The following is a 16,654-nucleotide window of genomic DNA, read 5'->3' as shown; positions in this document are numbered from 1 at the left end:
CCGGTGGCCAGCCCGCCCACCCCTCCACCGATCACCACAGCCCTGGCCATGAGACTTCCTCCCTCACTACGTCTGTAGTGTCACCCTACTACGCCCGTAGTTGCCCTCCACTACCGCCGTAGTCCCAAGCGTCTGTCGGTGGCGTCCTCCAGGGCACTGCCGCTGTAGCATCGGGCCCCGTGAAGCGCGCTGACCTCGTCGCCGATGCGGCCATCACCCTGCTGGCCGAGCGTGGCATGCGCGGGCTGACCCACCGTGCCGTGGACGAGGCCGCGGACCTGCCGCCCGGGTCCACCTCCAACCTCGCCCGCACCCGTGCGGCGCTGCTGGAGCTGACGTTGTCCCGGCTCACCGAGTTGGAGCTGAGCGCTCTGGCGGTGGCCTACGGAGCCGACTCGTACGAGCTCGCGCACCTGCCGGCGCGCATGGCCGAGGCCCTGCACCTCCAGCTCATGGACCGCCGCCGCACGCTCGCCCGCTACGAACTGGCCCTGGAGGCGACCAGGCGGCCCGAGCTGCGTGAGATCTACGACCAGGCCGGACGCCGGTTCCGCGACCCGGCCATCGCCATGCTGGCCGCCATGGGCTCGCCGGACCCGGTCACGCACGCGCGCAACCTGGTGGCCTTCGGGGAGGGGCTGATGTTCGACGCCATCGCGGGGGCGGGCAGTGTGCCCACGCGGGAGGAACTCGAGAGCGCCCTGGGCGACCTCCTGGCGGGCATGCTGCGTCCGCGTGGCTAGCGCCGCCCTGCGGCCGGCACGTCGTCGCGGGTCACTGGTTGGCGTTGAGTGGTGGCCGGCCGTTCGCCTGGGCCGGGTCGGTCAGCGGCGTCCGGGCTCCGGCCGGTTACTGGCCGTTGGCGGGTGCCGGGTCATCGAGCGGTGAACGCCCGTTGGCCGGCGTCGGGACGGCGACCTGCGCATGGGCGGCGTGCTCCAGGGCGGGCCGCGCCGCGGACGCCGGAGCCGGCACCGGCTTGGCGGCGTGGTGGTCCGGAGTGAGGCGGCCGAGTGTGATCGTGCCGCCGATGGTCAGCGCGGCGGCCAGGATCGCGGGAACGGCCGTCGACGTGCTCGTCGGCAGCGGCTCGCCGAGCAGGATCGCCCCCGCCAGCACCGACGTGATGGGATCGACGACCTGCACTCCGGCGTACGCGATGCCGAAGTAACCCACGGCGTACGAGCGCTGCAGCAGTACCACCGCGCAGACCAGCAGCACGGGCACGACCAGGCTGAACCAGTGGATCAGCCGCCCCCAGTCGCCCTGCATGCCCCCGCCGACCACCCGTACGAACGTGGACACGCTCGCCGTCACGGCCCCCGCCCCCACGGCGAGCAGCATGGCCCTGGCCGGCCCGTGCACCCGGCTCGCGACCAGTTGGGTGACCAGCGCGACCGCCGCGATCACGGCGATGAACCCGAGCGCCGCGCCGTCGCCCAGCGTGGGGGTCACGTTGTGCGACGGCACCAGCAGCATGAGCCAGAGCAGGCCCACGGCGACGGCGACCGAGCCGAGGATCTCGGCGCGGTACGGCCGGCGTCCGTACATGAACGCGGCCAGCGGCACGGCGAACACCAGCGTGGCGACGCTGATCGGCTGGACGGCGACCAGCGGGGCGAAGCTCAGCGCCACGGCGTGCAGGCAGGCGCCGCTGAAGGAGATGATGCCGCCCACCCACCAGCGGGGACGTCTCACCAGGCTGAGCGAGGCGCCCTCGGCCACGACCTCGTACTGCTGCATGGCCGCGCCGAGCGCGTATCCCAGCGCCCCGGCGAGGGCGATCAGCATGCCGACCCAGGTCATCGTGGCCCGCGCAGGAGCAGGGGTCCTTTCAGGAGCATTGCTCCAGCTTAAGAGGCAAGAGGGGATCCAGAATCATCCTTTGGATGGAAAAATCGGGATAAGTTGCCCAGGACCTGCACGAACATGTGGCGCATCCTTGAGCCGCCGGTGGCGCTACGACTGCCGGCGGCAGACGCAGAACAGATGCCCCTCCGGATCCTGCAGCACCACCCAGCGCGTGCCCTCCTCGGTGACGCCGGGCTGGAACTCGGGCCTGGTCGCCCCCAGCGCGACGTACTCCCCGGCCGCCTGCTCCACGTCCGGCACCTGGAGATCGAGGTGGAACTGCTTGTCGGGGCTCGGCCACACGACCGGCTTCCGGTCGGGTACGCGGCCGAAGTAGATGTTGGTGGTGCCGTCGGAGATGGCGGCGTACTCGTCCTCCGCGTACGTGATCTCCATGCCGGTCACCTCGTGGTAGAAGGCGGCCAGCGCCCTGGGGTCGGCGCAGTCGATGGTGAAGGCCAGCAGGCTTGCTTTCGTCATGCCACCCAGCCTGGCAGCCGAAGCTGCCACCTCCTGTCAGGTATGGCGGAGAGTTTCCGGGCCGACGGGCCGACGGGCTGATGGGCCGACGGCCCTCGGGCCCGCTTGGCGGGCTCTTGTCCGTCTTCTGGTGTCTTGTCAGGCAAAACATGAACTAGAGGTTGGTATTCGTGTAAACACGTGGAGGTGCCTTTACCGTCCCTTAACCATCTCTCAAGCTGAGACCGGCACCATCTCCGCACCAGAGAAGGAGACACCGTGCGAAACACGCCAGAGCGGCTCTACGAGATCGATGGGCTCCGGTTACTGGCGGCGTTGTGCGTGGTGCTGTACCACTACGTCTTCTCCGGCTGGGCGGGGGGCAAGACGACCGTGACATTCGTCGCGGAGAGCGGGTGGGCCAAGTACGGCTACCTCGGAGTTGACCTGTTCTTCCTGATCAGCGGGTTCGTCGTGTTGATGAGCGCGTGGGGCAGGACACCGCGCCAGTTCGTGGTCTCACGGCTGGTGCGGCTCTACCCGGCGTACTGGGTCGGCATCGCGCTGACCGCCGTCGTCACCCTGACGCTCGGTCAGGGCATGTTCAGCGTGTCCTTACCGCAGGTGCTGGCCAACCTGACGATGTTCCAGTCCGTGCCGGACATCGCGAACGTGGACGTCGTCTACTGGACGTTGTGGGCCGAGATGCGGTTCTACCTGCTCATGTTGATCGTCGTCTGGATCGGGATCACGCGGGGCCGGATCCTGACCCTCATGTGGGGCTGGCTGGCGTTGACGATCCTGGTCGAGGCCGGGCTGCTGCCAGGGCTCGCGGACCTGATCGTGCAGTCGGAGTTCTCCCACTACTTCATCGCCGGGATGGCGCTGTTCCTGCTCTACCGGTTCGGGCTGGACTGGCAGATCGCGCTGCTGGTGCCGATCTGCCTGGGGAACGCGGTCTACCGGGCCATCGGATACGCCGAGGCGGTCGGGACGCGCTACGGCGTGACGTACTCCCCGGTGGTCGTCACGGTCCTGGTCGTGCTGATCACGCTCGTCATGACGTTCGTGGCGCTGCGGGTGACGTGGCGGCTGTCCTGGCCGGGGCTGGTGACGGCGGGCTCGCTCACGTACCCGCTGTATCTGGTGCACGCGCACATCGGGTTCATCCTGTTCGCCCGGCTGGAGGGCGTGGCCGACAAGTACGTGCTGCTCGCCGGGATGATCGTGGTCATGCTGACGCTGGCGTACGTGGTGCACCGGTTCGTGGAACGTCCGCTCGCGCCCCGGCTCAAGAAGCTGCTGTCGAAGCGACAGCCCCCCGCCCACGCGGCGGCCCAGCCGGGTGGCAGGACGGGCGAGGTCCCGAGCCGGCAGGCGGGTGGCCAGGCCGGACGGCCCGCGGGTGGCCACGCGGGATGACCGGCGGGCCACCCGGCGGTCGCCTCGGTGAGGTGGCCGCCGGGCGGCCCGACAAGACGCTCCGACTCTCCTGACAACCGCTCGTCAGCCAGGGCGCGGGGGCCCCAGGTGCGGATACGATCCGCGCGAGGAGGTCGGATGAGCGTTGAGTGGGCGCCTCCCGGTGTGGATCCGGAACGGCCGAGCGTGGCGCGGGTGCACGACGCGCTGCTGGGCGGCATGGAGAACTTCTCCTCCGACCGCGTGGTGGCGCGCAAGCTCAAGGACGCCGTGCCCGAGATCGTGGACCTCGTCTGGTGCAACCGCGCCTTCATCGGCCGGGTCGTCGACTTCCTGGTCCGCGAGGCCGGCGTCAGGCAGATCATCGATCTCGGCTCCGGGCTGCCCACCGTGGAGAACACCCATGAGGTCGCGCAGTTCGCCGACCCCGAGACCAGGGTCGTGTACGTGGACATCGATCCCATGGTCGAGCCGCACGCCCGCGCGATACTCAACGGCAACCCCCGCGCCGACGCCGTCACCGCCGACGCCCGCGACGTGGACGGCGTGCTGGGCCATCCGGCCGTACGCCGCCTGCTCGACCTGTCGCAGCCCACGGCGATCCTGTCCGTCGGGCTGCTGCACCTGTTCTCCGACCAGGAGAACCCGCACGCGCTGGTCAGGAGCTACGTCGCCGCGCTGCCGCCCGGCAGTTACCTGGCCGTCTCCAACTTCCTGGCCTCCGCCAACCCCAAGGCCAAGGCGCTGGAAGTGATGTTGCAGGCCACCATGGGCACCGGCTACTTCCGCGACCGGGCCGCCATCACGCGTTTCTTCGACGGCCTGGAGCTGGTGGAGCCGGGCGTGGTGCACTTCCCCGAGTGGCACCCGGACGAGCGCCTCCCGGGACCGCTCGCCTCCTGGGAGGAACTCCTGCTCGGCGGCGTGGCCCGCAAACCGTGACTCGCCGTAAACCGTGACTCCCCGCAAGCTGTGACTCGCCGCAACCGGTGGCTCGCCGCCGACCATGGGCCGCCGCGAGTCCGTGATCTTTCGCGAGCCGCGAGCCCGTCCGTAGGCCGTAAGCTGTGGCACATGCCGAGACGGTTGATCTGTTCCCCTCCCACCGCCCACTAGCGGGCGGCATTTCCTGAATTTCCGGGTCTGACAGATCCGGGGGTGGTCGCTGCCCGCATACGGGCCAGATTCCGACCACTCCATCCGGAGAACCCCTGTCATGACCCATGTCTCCGCCCGGCGGGGCGCCCTTTACGTGTCCGTGGCCGCCACCGCCTGGGGCACCGGCGGCGCCGCCGGATCCCTCCTCTTCGACCTCAGCGGCCTCGGCCCCGTCGGCGTCTCCCTGTGGCGCTACCTTCTCGGCGCCGCCTTCCTCCTCGTCCTCACCCGCACCGGCCGTCCCTTCGTCAGCCGTCCCAGCGGGCGTGTGCTGCTCATCGGCGCCGGCATGGCCGTCTACCAGACCGCGTACTTCGCCGCCATCGCCCACTCCGGCGTGGCCGTGGCGACCGTGGTGACGATGGGCGCGACCCCGATCGTCACCGCCCTGGGCAGCCGGTTCCTGCTGGGGGAGCGCCTCGGCCGGGTCGCGCTCGTCGCGCTCACCGCCGCGCTGGCCGGGCTCGCCCTGCTCATGGGCGAGAGCGCGCTGTCCGCCACGGCGCAGGACGCGGGGGGCACGTCCGCCACGCTCGGTCTCGCCTTCGCCCTGGCCTCGGCCACCGGGTACGCCGGAGTCACCCTGCTCTCCCGCGGATCAGGCGGCACCGGAGACGACCCGCGTGCCGTGGCGATCGGCGGGTTCGTCGTCGGCGCGCTGTGCCTGGCCCCGTTCGCGCTGGCGGAGGGGGCGCTGCCCGAGCTGAGCTGGGCCTCCGTGGGGCTGCTCGGCTACCTGGGCGCGATCCCGACCGCCCTCGCGTACGGGCTGTTCTTCCGCGCGCTGACCGCCCTGCGGGCCACCACCGTGTCGATCATCTCGCTCGGCGAGGCGGTGGGCGCGGCGCTGCTCGGCGTGCTGCTGTTCGGGGAACGGCTCACGCCGCTGGCCTGGTCCGGCTGCGTGCTGCTGCTGGCCGCCGTCGCCGTGCTCGCCGCACGTGCCGACGCGGCGTGATGTGACCGTCAGGGCCGCCGGATGAGTTAAGGTCCGGTACGGCGACGCTTGCCGAATCGTCGCTCCGTCCCCCGGTGTCGGGCGCGAACCGGCGTCAGACCAGAGGAGGGAACGGTGTCGGCGAAGCGTGCGTTGGAGGAATTGTGGCCTCGATCAAGGGAATTCTGAGAAACCTCCTGGATCGTCCGGGAGGCGTACCTCTGACGCCCTATCAGAAGATCGTCAAGACGGCGGACGCGCGTGCGGAGCGGATCCGGGCGCTCGACGAGCTTCCCGTGCCTGACATGGGCGATCTGGCCGAGTTCTGTGCCGTCGCGCGCGAGGCCGCCGACCGGACCCTCGGGCTGCGGCCGTACGACGTGCAGTTGCTCGGGACGCTCGCCCTGCTCGACGGCAAGGTCGCCGAGATGGCCACCGGCGAGGGCAAGACCCTGTCCGGGGCCATGGCGGCGGCCGGGTACGCGTTGCAGGGCAGGCGGGTGCACGTCATCTCGGTCAACGACTACCTGGCCAGGCGCGACGCCGAGTGGATGGCCCCGTTCTACGAGGCGCTCGGCGTCAGCGTGGGCTGGATCGACCAGAACTCCACCCCGGAGGAGCGGCGCGAGGCGTACGCGCGGAACGTGACGTACGGGCCGGTCAGCGAGATCGGGTTCGACGTGCTGCGCGACCGCCTGCGCACGGACGCCGGCGAGATCATCGTGCCCGCGCCCGAGGTGGCCCTGATCGACGAGGCCGACTCGGTGCTGGTGGACGAGGCCCGCGTGCCGCTGGTCATGGCCGGGGCGGCCGACCCGGGCAACGCGGTGCCGGAGATGGCGGCGCTGGTGCGGCAGCTCGTCCGCGGCTACCACTACGAGATCGACGAGCAGGCCCGCAACGTCTACCTCACCCCCAAGGGCGCCGACAGCGTCGAGAACCTGCTCGGCGTCGATCTCTACGACGAGCACGAGCCGGGCACGCTCATCGAGCTCAACCTCGCCCTGCACGCCCATTCGCTGCTCGCCCGCGACGTCGACTACATCGTGCGCGACGGCAAGGTGCAGCTCATCAACCCCTCGCGCGGCCGGGTGGCGCTGCTGCAGCGCTGGCCGAACGGCCTGCAGGCGGCCGTGGAGGCCAAGGAGGCGCTGCCGCCGAGCGAGAAGGGCGAGATCCTCGACTCGATCACCGTCCAGGGGCTGATCCGCCGTTACCCGCAGATCTGCGGCATGACCGGCACGGCCGTGGCCGTCAGCGAGCAGCTCGGCGAGTTCTACGGCCTCAAGGTCGCGGTGATCCCGCCGAACCGGCCCTGCGTGCGCGTGGACGAGCCCGACCGCGTCTACCCGACCGTGCCCGACAAGGACGCGGCGCTGGTGGAGGAGATCCAGTCCGTCCACGAGAGCGGCCGGCCGATCCTCATCGGCACGCTCGACGTGGCCGAGTCGGAGAACCTGGCCAAGCTGCTGCAGCGGCGCGGCCTGGAGCCGGTCGTGCTCAACGCCAAGAACGACGCCGAAGAGGCGTCGATCATCGCCAGGGCGGGCGAGCGCGCCGCCATCACCGTCTCCACCCAGATGGCCGGTCGCGGCACCGACATCCGGCTCGGCGACGACGTGGCCGAGCTCGGCGGCCTGTACGTCGTCGGTTCCGGCCGGCACGCCAGCAGCCGCCTGGACGACCAGCTCCGGGGGCGCGCGGGCCGCCAGGGCGACCCGGGCGGCTCGGTCTTCTTCGTCAGCATGAAGGACGACCTGATCACGCAGTTCGTCCCCGACGAGCGCCCGCCCGCGGCCGACGCCGACGGCGTCGTACGGCACCGGCGCGGCGTCTACCTCGTGGGTCACGCGCAGCGCGTGGCCGAGGGCGTCAACCTCGAGATCCACCGCAACACGTGGCGTTACACCCGGCTGCTGGAGCACCAGCGCGAGCTGATCATGGAGTGGCGCGACAAGGTGCTCAAGGGCGACTCCGCCGCCAAGGCGCTGGCCGAGGCCGACCCCGCGCGCTGGGAGTCGATGCCGGAGGAGACCAGGGACGAGACGGCCCGCCAGATCGTGCTGCACGCCATCGACCGCTGCTGGACCGAGCATCTGGCGTTCCTGACCGATCTGCGCGAGGGCATCCACCTGCGGGCGCTGGGCCGGATGAGCCCGATCGACGAGTTCCACCGGGAGGCGGTGGCGGAGTACAAGTCGCTGCTGGCCGAGGTGGAGAAGCGCTCGCTGGAGGCGTTCGAGTCGCCGGAGCCGGACCTGAAGCGGCCCTCGGCGACCTGGACCTACCTCGTGCAGGACAACCCGTTCGGCACCGAGTGGGACCGCATCCTCAAGCGGGTCACGGCGGCGACCCGCCGGGGGTGAGGGCCCGTCACGGCCACTTGGGGTCGCCGGACGGCACGACCGGCCCGCTCAGCACGTCCAGCCGCTCCAGCAGGGTGATGAACGTGGTCGCGTACGGCGAGTCGGCCGTCACGGCGGCCACGCGCGGCCAGTCCACCTGCTCGCGCAGCGCGCGCACCTGGGCCAGCAGCGCGCCGTAGTCGCAGGCGTGCTCCGAGAGCGGCAGCAGCCACGAGACGACCAGGTCGGTGGCCTGGAGCACGGGGACGATCACCGCCGACGCCTTCAGCGGCTCGGCCCGGTCGAGCAGCTCGTCGGTGATCGCCAGGTCGGAGACGCGGTAGATCAGATCCACGAGCCGGCCCTCGTCGTACGCCTTGACCAGCCAGTCCTCCGGCGGCTTGGCCGTCTGGAAGCCCAGGCCGCGCAGCGCGTCCAGGGCGGCGGGCACGTCGTGCTCGGTCAGGACGAAGTCCACGTCGTGCAGCGAGGGAGCCGCGCCCCGCGCGTACGCCGCACATCCGCCGGCCAGCGCGAACTTCACTCCGGCGTCCTTCAGCCCCGAACTGGCGCGTTTGAGCGTGTCGAGGATGGCGTCGGTGACCGCGTGACCGTGGCTACTCATGCGAACGGGCTACCCAGACGGCCGTCAGCTAGACGTTGGAGCCGGGCGGCTCCGGGGGCGTGGCGCCGGGCCCCCGGGACCCGCGCTCAGGAGCCGCCCGGCCGCGGGCCCAGGCGGGCTTCCAGACGGGCTGCCAGGCGGGCGCGATGCGGCGGCCACTCCTCGTCGAGGATGCCGAAGCAGACGGTGTCCCGCCAGGTGCCGTCGCCGCGCCGGCGATGGCGGCGCAGGGTGCCCTCGTGCACGCCGCCGATGCGGCGGATGGCCTCCTGCGAGCGGTGGTTGAGGTTGTCGGTCTTGAGCAGGACGCGGTTGTGACCGAGCGCGAAGGCGTGGTCGATGAGCAGCAGCTTGCAGCTCGTGTTCACGGCCGTGCGCCAGACCGCGCGGCCGTACCAGGTCCAGCCGATCTCGACGCTGGCCTCGAAGCCGGGCACGTCGCCGTACGTGCTCCAGCCGACGGCTCGACCGCCGTCCTTGAGCACGACGGCGTGCGGCACGTGGACGTCGTCGTCGATCAGCTTCCTGGCGATCTTGCCCAGCTCGGCCTCGGTGTGCGGGGCGGACACGGGCAGCCAGCGCCACAGTTCCTCGTCCCCGCCCCCGGCGGCGAACAGGTCGGGCACGTGGTCCATGGTGAGCGGTTCGAGGCGGACGACGTCGTTCTCGAGCCGCGCGGGCGCGGGCAGCTTCGCGGTCATGGCGGCCACCCTACGAGGCCCCTCGCGCCACTTTCATGGCCACCCGCACCTTTTATCGGGGAACCACCTGTCGACACTCATACCGGCCGGTCGGTAGGCTCACGTCCATGGACTTCGCCTTTGACAAAGTCACCGAGGACCTGCGCGAGCGCCTGACTCATTTCATGGACGAATGCGTCTACCCGGCCGAACCGGCCTTCGAGGAACAGGCGGCGACCAGCGGATGGAGCCCGCCACCGCTGATGGAGGACCTCAAGGACGAGGCCAGGAAGCGCGGCCTGTGGAACCTGTTCCTGCCCGGCGAGCCCGGGCACTCCCACGGGGCCGGGCTGACGAACCTCCAGTACGCGCCCCTCGCCGAGATCATGGGCCGAAGCCCCGCCATCGCCCCCGCCGCCACCAACTGCGCCGCCCCCGACACCGGCAACATGGAAGTGCTGTCCATGTTCGGCAGCGAGCGCCAGCGCGCGGACTGGCTGCGACCGCTGCTCGACGGGGAGATCCGCTCGGCCTTCGCCATGACCGAGCCCGACGTGGCCTCCTCCGACGCCACCAACATCGCCACCTCCATCGTCCGGGACGGCGACGAGTACGTTCTCAACGGCCGCAAGTGGTTCATCTCCGGCGCGATGAACCCCAACTGCAAGATCTTCATCGTCATGGGCAAGACGAACCCGGACGCGCCCAAGCACCGCCAGCAGAGCATGATCCTCGTCCCACGGGACACACCCGGACTGCACGTCAAGCGTGGGATGCACGTCTTCGGCTACACCGACGCCGACCACGGCGGCCACGCGGAGGTCGTCTTCGAGGACGTACGCGTGCCCAAGGAGAACCTCATCGGCGAGGAGGGCGGCGGCTTCGCCATCGCGCAGGCCAGGCTGGGCCCCGGCCGCATCCACCACTGCATGCGCCTGATCGGCATGGCCGAGCGCGCGGTCGAGATGATGTGCCGGCGGGCCCTGGCCCGGACCACGTTCGGCAAGCCCGTCGCGCAGCAGGGCGTGGTCCAGGACTGGATCGCCGAGTCCCGGATCAGGATCGAGCAGGCCCGCCTGCTCGTGCTGAAGACCGCCTGGCTCATGGACACGGTGGGCAACCAGGGCGCCCACACCGAGATCCAGGCCATCAAGATCTCCACTCCGCTCTCGGTGGAGTGGATCCTCGACAAGGCCGTGCAGGTGCACGGCGCGGGCGGCGTCTCCCAGGACTTCCCGCTGGCCGCCCTCTGGGCGGGCGCCCGCTCCCTGCGCCTGGCGGACGGCCCCGACGAGGTGCACAAGCGGTCACTTGCCTATCGCGAGCTCAAGAGGTGGATGTGAACGAAGCGGAGATCAAGGAGCGCGTGGCCGCGTTCCTCGGCGCGCACGACCCGGGCGGCGACCGGCTGGAGTTCCTGCGGGCCAGGTTCGACGCCGGGCTGGCCTGGGTGTGGTTCCCCGAAGGGCTCGGCGGACTCGGCGTCTCCCGCGAACTGCAACAGGTCGTGGAACGGGAGCTGGCCGACACGCCGCAGCTCACCGGCGGCAAGCAGGGCATCGGCCTGGGCATGGCGGCGCCGACCATCCTGGCGTTCGGGACCGAGGAGCAGAAGCGCCGGTTCCTGCGGCCGTTGTGGACGGGCGAGGAGATCTGGTGCCAGCTCTTCAGCGAGCCCGGCGCCGGATCCGACCTGGCCACCCTGGCCACGCGGGCCGTCAGGGACGGCGACGAGTGGGTGGTGGACGGCCAGAAGGTGTGGACGTCCGGCGCGCACCACTCGCGCTGGGCCATCCTCGTCGCCCGCACCGACCCGGACGTGCCCAAGCACCGCGGGATGACGTACTTCGTCTGCGACATGAGCGCGCCCGGCGTCGAGGTGCGCCCGCTGCGGCAGATCACCGGTGAGGCGGAGTTCAACGAGGTGTTCCTGACCGGCGTGCGGCTCTCCGACGACCTGCGGCTCGGCGCGGTCGGCGACGGGTGGCGGGTCGCGCAGACCACGCTGATGAACGAGCGCGTCGCCATCGGCGGCGCGCCCACGCGGCGCGGGGGCGGCGTGCTGGCCACCGTGCTGTCCACCTGGCGCGAGCAGCCCGAGCTGCGCACCCACGACCTGCACCAGCGGCTCCTGTTGCTGTGGGTGGAGGCCGAGGTCACCCGCCTGTCGGGGGCGCGCCTGCGCGAGCAGCTCGCCGCCGGGCAGCCCGGCCCCGAGGGGTCGGGCATGAAGCTCTCCTTCGCCCGGCTCAACCAGGCGCTGTCGGGGCTGGACGTCGAGCTCCGGCGCGACCTGGGCTACGACGACTGGGCCTTCCGCCGCTCCGAGGACGTCGACTTCTACGGCCGCGGCCCCGGCTACCGCTACCTGCGGGCCAAGGGCAACTCCATCGAGGGCGGCACCTCCGAGATCCTGCGCAACATCATCTCCGAGCGGGTGCTCGGCCTGCCCTCCGAACCCCGCGTCGACAAGGACGTGCCCTGGAAGGACCTGCCGCGATGACCCTCCTGTACTCCGAGGTCGAGCAAGAGCTCAGGTCCTCGGTACGCGGGCTGCTGGCCGACCGCTGCCCGCCCGCCGCGGTGCTCAAGCGCGTCGAGTCCGAGCCGTACGACCTGGATCTGTGGAAGACGCTGGCCGGTGAGATCGGGGTGGCGGGCCTGCTGATCCCCGAGGAGCTGGGCGGTGCGGGGGCGTCGGCCAGCGAGGCGGCCGTGGTGCTGGAGGAGCTGGGCCGGGCGGTCGCGCCGGTGCCGTTCCTCACCAGTTCGGTGCTGGCCACGCGGGCGCTGCTGCCCACCCGCGACGCCCTGCTCGGGGACCTGGCGGAGGGACGCAGGACGGCGGCGCTGGCCGTGTCGTTCGCCGCCTCCCCGTACACGCCCGAGCGCGGCTCCTCGGTGAGCGTGGACGGCGACGGGCGGCTGAGCGGGACCGTCACCGGCGTGGCCGGGGCGGAGGTGGCCGACGTGCTGCTGGTCCCGGTGGGCGGCGACCTGTACGCGGTCGAGGGCGCCTCGGTCGAGGTCGTGCCCTCGCTGGACCTGACCAGGCCGGTGGCCACGGTCACGTTCGCCAAGACGCGGGCGCGGCGGGTGGGCGCCTGCGACCTGGCCGCGGTGCTGCGCTTCGGGGCCGGGCTGCTGGCCTCGGAGCAGCTCGGGGTGGCCGAATGGTGCCTGGACACGACGCTGGCCTACGTCAAGGAGCGCCACCAGTTCGCCCGGCCGATCGGCTCCTTCCAGGCGCTCAAGCACCGGCTGGCGGACCTGTGGCTGGACGTCGTACGGGCCAGGGCCGCCGCCAGGAACGCGGTCGCCGACGCCTCGTCGGTCTCCGTGGCGGTGGCCCAGTCGTGGAACGCGGGTGTGGCCGTGCGGGCGGCGGAGGAGGCCCTGCAACTGCACGGCGGGATCGGGATGACGTGGGAGCACCCCGTGCACCTATATCTCAAGCGGGCCAAGGCCACGGAGATCGCGCTGGGCACGCCGGGCGATCACCGCGAGGCGCTGGCCTCACTCGTCGACGTGCCCGGCCCCGGCGCGGGATGAGCCTTCGAGTGAGGTGAGCAGCAGGTCGGCGAAGTGCCTGCCCACCTGGGCGCCGGTCAGCGGGCCGTCGGCGTGGAACCAGGTGCCCAGGTGGTGCACCGAGCCGAAGAAGAAGTCCACGACCAGCTCGGCCGGGACGCGGTCGCTGAAGACGCCGGTGCGCTGCCCCTCGGCCACGAGCCCGCGGAAGCGCTCGTGGTAGCGGCGGCGCTCGGCGCGCACGCTCTTCTGCGTCTCGGGCGCGAGCAGGTGGATCGACCTGAAGAAGATCTTCGAGTCGTCGAGGTTGGCGGCCGTCGTCTCCACGACGTCGGCCGCGGCCCGGTGCAGGCGCTGCCGGATCGTGCCCGGCCCGTCGGCGATCTGCGTCAGCCGGTCCGTCTGCATGCGCAGCACGCGGGCGTAGATCTCGTGGAGCAGGTCGTCCTTGGAGTCGAAGTAGTGGTACATGGCGCCTTTGGTGACGCCGGCCGCCACGACGATCTCCTGCACGGAGGTACTCTCGAAGCCTCGTTCGGCGAACAGCCGGGTTGCCTCGGCCAGCAGCCGCTGTCTGACCGGTTCGTCTTTCACATGGTCCCCCTTGGTCACCGCCTTAGCATACCGACTGGTCGGTTGATGGGCTTGCGGGTACTAATTCCGTCACCTTAGGCTCGCCTTGGTTAGAGAACGGGTATCCCTTGACTGGCGAGGGATCTTCGGCGTGGCAGATCCGTCCATCACCTACTCATTCGGGGAGTTTGCCGTGCCCGGTGGCTCTATCTACGTGCAACCCAACGAGAAGTACACAGGGTCGTCCCCGCAGTGGTGGTACGAGAAGTTCTGGCGCGAGGACGCGCCGAACCGGCGTAAGTACCGCTATGCGAAGGCCGGGGTGGGTTTCGTGGTCGGTGTGGCGCTGGGGCTGAGGTTCGACCTCTCCGGCGCCTCCGCGCTGACCGGCCTGCTGGCCGCGGGGCTCGTCTACGGCGGAGACTGGCTCCTGGACTGGTACTCCTTCTACCGCACCGCCGTGTGGCGGGGCGCCCGCCGCGGTGAGATGATCACCGGCCGCCTACTGCGCCGTGCGCTGCGCCGCCACGGCTACCAGGTGCTCGACGGCCGGGCCATCCGCGACCAGGCGTCCATCGACCACCTCGTGATCGGCCCCGGCGGCGTGTGGATCATCGACAACGAGTCGTGGGCGCCCGACATCGAGATCGCCTCCTACGTGGGCCGGCTGTTCTTCGGCGAGAAGTACGGCAGCAAGACCGCCAAGGCGCTGGTCGACAAGGCCGAGACGTTCGCCGAGCTGCTCACCCGCGAGACTGGCGTGCCGGTCACGATCACCCCCGTGATCGCGGTCCACTGCGGGGTGCTGCCCAAGGACGGCGGCGTGGTCGTCGCCGAGGGCCTGACCCTGCTCAAGCCGCGCACGGCCGCCCGGCTGATCCGGTCGAGCGACCGCGGCGCGCTCAACGACTCGCAGATCGAGCTGCTGACCCGCACCGCGGCCCGCGAACTGCAACGGCTCTAGGTTCGGGGCCCGGCTCAGGCCAGCGTCTCGATGAACGCCGCGAGCTGGGCGACGTTACGGCACTCGTGCATGGCCACGACCGTGCCGTACTCGCTCGCGACCGAGTCGCCGGTGTCCCACTGCTGCTTCGGCTCGGGGTTCAGCCAGTACGCCGAGCGAGCCCCCGACACCAGCGACCTGAGCACGTCCAGGGCGGGTGGCTGGTAGTTGGAGCGGGCGTCGCCCAGGATCAGCAGCGACGTCTTGGGGCCGATCGCGTCCGCGTACCGCTCGGCGAAGCGCTCCAGGCTGTGCCCGTAGTTGGTCCGGCCGAAGCGCACCATGTCCGACTCGTTCGCCAGCCTGGTCATCGCCTCGACCACGTCGGCGCCCGGCTGGAAGAACCGGGTGATCTCGTCCACCGTGTCGACGAACCCGAACGCCCGCACCTTCGTGAACTGCTCCCGCAGCGCGTACGTCAGCAGCAGCGTGAAGTGCGCGAACGACGAGACCGAGTCGCTGGTGTCACAGAGGATGACCAGCTCCGGCTTGTGCGGCCGGGGCGGTTTGAAGTGGGTCGTGAGCGGCACGCCGCCGCTCTGCAACGAGGCCCGCACGGTCCTGCGGAAGTCGAGCCGGCCCCGGCGGCCCTTACGATGCTTGATCGTCAGCCGGGCGGCCAGCCGCCGGGCCAGCGGGTGCACCTCCCTGCGCAGCCTGGCCAGGTCGGCCTTCGTCACCCGCAGGAAGTCGACCTGGTCGAGCGGCGGGCGTACGGCCGAGCGGGCGATGCGCTCGATCCCGGCGTCCTCGGCGATCCGGCGGCGCACGTCGGTGGCCACGGCCTCCTCGAAACGCCTGATGCCCGCGCCGACCCGCTGGCGCACGGTCTTCTCCGCCAGCCCGCCGCGTTCCTGGCCCTGCAGCACGTTGCGCAGGATGCCGGCCATCAGCGTCTCGGGCGACAGGGCGCGCAGCACGCTGTAGGAGAACCAGTTCTGCCGTCCGGGGCTGGCCGCCGCCTGCCTGCCGAACCGCTCCACCATGGCCCGCGCGAACTCGCGCAGCTCCTGGTCGGTAGAGCCCGTCAGCAGTTCGGCGAGGTGCTCGCGCAGCTCCTTCAGCTCGGCCGTGGCCGGATCCAGCGGCCCGCCCGCCCGCACGGCGGCCAGCCCGGTGGTGCTCGCCGGGAACCACAGGTCGAACAGCACGTCGAACCCCGGCCGGTAGGCGGGCCGCTTCACCAGCGTCGCCGCGTACGCGGCCCGCAGTGACTCGCGGTCGGCCAGCTCGATCACGCGCAGCGCGTTGACCGCGTCCAGCCCTTCGGCCACCGACACCGGCAACCCGGCCGCGCGCAACGCGTGCACGAACCCGACATGCCGATCGACCAGGGACGCCGGTGCCGTGGGGCCCGGTTCAGGCATCGGGGAGCCCCAGCTCCTTGACCGCCCGCTCGTGGTCGGAGGCGTGCTTGAGCACCACTCCCAGCGTGCCGGCCACCGTCGCCTCGTCCAGCTCCTGCCGTCCGAGCGCCAGCAGTGTGTTGGCCCAGTCGACGGTCTCGGCCACGGAGGGCGCCTTCTTCAGCTCCAGCGCCCGCAGCGTCGCCACCGTCCTGGCGAGCTGCTCGGCCAGCTCGGCCCGGATCTCCGGCACCTGGGCCAGCACGATGTCGCGCTCGCGCTCGGGCGTAGGGTACTCGATGTGCAGGTAGAGGCAGCGCCGCTTGAGCGCCTCGGACAGCTCGCGGGTCGCGTTGGAGGTCAGCACCACGAACGGCCTGCGCGTGGCGGCGATCGTGCCCAGCTCGGGGATCGTCACCTGGAAGTCGGACAGCAGCTCCAGCAACAGCCCCTCGACCTCGACGTCGGCCTTGTCGGTCTCGTCGATGAGCAGCACGGTCGGCCGCTCGGACCTGATGGCCTTCAGCAGCGGCCGCTCCAGCAGGAACTCCTCGCTGAAGATGTCGTCGTCGGCGCTGGTGGCCTGGATCCTGAGGAGCTGCTTCTTGTAGTTCCACTCGTACAGGGCGCGGGCCTCGTCGAGCCCCTCGTAACACTGGAGCCTGATCAGGTCGGCCCCGGTGGTCTCGGACACCGCCTTGGCGAGCTGCGTCTTCCCGACCCC

The 16,654-nt window shown here is 71.0% G+C and carries 16 protein-coding genes; 9 read left to right on the top strand and 7 right to left on the bottom strand.

The window, feature by feature from the left end; all coding sequences use genetic code 11:
* Positions 1-179: 179 nt before the first annotated feature.
* Entirely contained in the window at positions 180-743 is a 564-nt protein-coding gene (locus FAF44_RS44255; RefSeq protein WP_237109436.1) for a TetR/AcrR family transcriptional regulator, read from the top strand.
* A 106-nt stretch (positions 744-849) separates the two neighbouring features.
* Here FAF44_RS44255 and FAF44_RS44250 read toward each other — a convergent pair whose 3' ends face one another.
* Both FAF44_RS44250 and FAF44_RS44245 read right to left on the bottom strand, forming a co-directional pair.
* Positions 850-1,806: a DMT family transporter gene (locus FAF44_RS44250; protein ID WP_237109435.1), complete on the bottom strand. Its 957-nt coding sequence runs from the start codon at positions 1,804-1,806 to the stop codon at positions 850-852.
* Between the two features lie 153 nt (positions 1,807-1,959).
* A complete protein-coding gene (locus FAF44_RS44245) occupies positions 1,960-2,331 on the bottom strand; it encodes a VOC family protein (RefSeq protein WP_237109434.1) in 372 nt (123 codons plus the stop codon).
* A gap of 258 nt (positions 2,332-2,589) precedes the next feature.
* Between FAF44_RS44245 and FAF44_RS44240 the strand changes: the two genes are divergently transcribed.
* The 4 genes from FAF44_RS44240 (at position 2,590) to secA2 (ending at position 8,193) form a co-directional block, all read left to right on the top strand.
* Complete coding sequence (locus FAF44_RS44240; RefSeq protein WP_237109433.1) at positions 2,590-3,732, top strand: acyltransferase; 1,143 nt, start codon at positions 2,590-2,592, stop codon at positions 3,730-3,732.
* Positions 3,733-3,870: 138 nt separating this feature from the next.
* On the top strand, positions 3,871-4,674 hold the full coding sequence (locus FAF44_RS44235) for an SAM-dependent methyltransferase (protein WP_237109431.1): 804 nt from the start codon (positions 3,871-3,873) through the stop codon (positions 4,672-4,674).
* Between the two features lie 274 nt (positions 4,675-4,948).
* Positions 4,949-5,848 (top strand): DMT family transporter, encoded by a 900-nt coding sequence (locus tag FAF44_RS44230; RefSeq protein WP_237109429.1) that lies wholly within the window; start codon positions 4,949-4,951, stop codon positions 5,846-5,848.
* 284 nt (positions 5,849-6,132) lie between these two features.
* Positions 6,133-8,193 (top strand): accessory Sec system translocase SecA2, encoded by a 2,061-nt coding sequence (secA2, locus tag FAF44_RS44225; protein WP_237109428.1) that lies wholly within the window; start codon positions 6,133-6,135, stop codon positions 8,191-8,193.
* 7 nt (positions 8,194-8,200) lie between these two features.
* Here the strand turns inward: secA2 and FAF44_RS44220 are convergent, their stop codons facing one another.
* Together FAF44_RS44220 and FAF44_RS44215 are read right to left on the bottom strand one after the other, a co-directional pair.
* Positions 8,201-8,797, bottom strand: coding sequence for a nucleotidyltransferase (locus tag FAF44_RS44220; protein ID WP_237109427.1), 597 nt, complete (start codon positions 8,795-8,797; stop codon positions 8,201-8,203).
* 86 nt (positions 8,798-8,883) lie between these two features.
* Positions 8,884-9,498, bottom strand: coding sequence for a GNAT family N-acetyltransferase (locus FAF44_RS44215; protein WP_237109426.1), 615 nt, complete (start codon positions 9,496-9,498; stop codon positions 8,884-8,886).
* Positions 9,499-9,605: 107 nt separating this feature from the next.
* Between FAF44_RS44215 and FAF44_RS44210 the strand changes: the two genes are divergently transcribed.
* From FAF44_RS44210 to FAF44_RS44200, 3 genes are read left to right on the top strand one after another with little or no spacing between them, the layout of a single operon-like run.
* Positions 9,606-10,820, top strand: a complete 1,215-nt coding sequence (locus FAF44_RS44210) for an acyl-CoA dehydrogenase family protein (RefSeq protein WP_237109425.1) — start codon at positions 9,606-9,608, stop codon at positions 10,818-10,820.
* Positions 10,817-11,980: an acyl-CoA dehydrogenase family protein gene (locus FAF44_RS44205; RefSeq protein ID WP_237109424.1), complete on the top strand. Its 1,164-nt coding sequence runs from the start codon at positions 10,817-10,819 to the stop codon at positions 11,978-11,980. Before FAF44_RS44210 ends, FAF44_RS44205 begins: the two co-directional genes overlap by 4 nt.
* Positions 11,977-13,029: an acyl-CoA dehydrogenase family protein gene (locus FAF44_RS44200; RefSeq protein ID WP_237109422.1), complete on the top strand. Its 1,053-nt coding sequence runs from the start codon at positions 11,977-11,979 to the stop codon at positions 13,027-13,029. The genes FAF44_RS44205 and FAF44_RS44200 overlap by 4 nt, the downstream gene beginning before the upstream one ends.
* Here the strand turns inward: FAF44_RS44200 and FAF44_RS44195 are convergent.
* On the bottom strand, positions 12,994-13,620 hold the full coding sequence (locus tag FAF44_RS44195) for a TetR/AcrR family transcriptional regulator (protein WP_308193491.1): 627 nt from the start codon (positions 13,618-13,620) through the stop codon (positions 12,994-12,996). The genes FAF44_RS44200 and FAF44_RS44195 overlap by 36 nt on opposite strands.
* Positions 13,621-13,774: 154 nt before the next feature.
* Between FAF44_RS44195 and FAF44_RS56135 the strand changes: the two genes are divergently transcribed.
* Positions 13,775-14,545, top strand: a complete 771-nt coding sequence (locus FAF44_RS56135; RefSeq protein ID WP_237109421.1) for an NERD domain-containing protein — start codon at positions 13,775-13,777, stop codon at positions 14,543-14,545.
* Between the two features lie 14 nt (positions 14,546-14,559).
* Here FAF44_RS56135 and FAF44_RS44185 read toward each other — a convergent pair whose 3' ends face one another.
* Both FAF44_RS44185 and FAF44_RS44180 read right to left on the bottom strand, forming a co-directional pair.
* Entirely contained in the window at positions 14,560-15,951 is a 1,392-nt protein-coding gene (locus FAF44_RS44185) for a VWA domain-containing protein (RefSeq protein ID WP_237109418.1), read from the bottom strand.
* Positions 15,944-16,654 (bottom strand): MoxR family ATPase (locus FAF44_RS44180; protein WP_237109416.1); only part of this gene is annotated, 711 nt, incomplete at its 5' end. The genes FAF44_RS44180 and FAF44_RS44185, both read right to left, overlap by 8 nt.

The sequence above is a fragment of the Nonomuraea sp. MG754425 genome (assembly GCF_021699195.1).
Classification (GTDB): Bacteria; Actinomycetota; Actinomycetes; order Streptosporangiales; family Streptosporangiaceae; genus Nonomuraea.
This window is presented reverse-complemented; position numbering and strand designations above follow the sequence as displayed.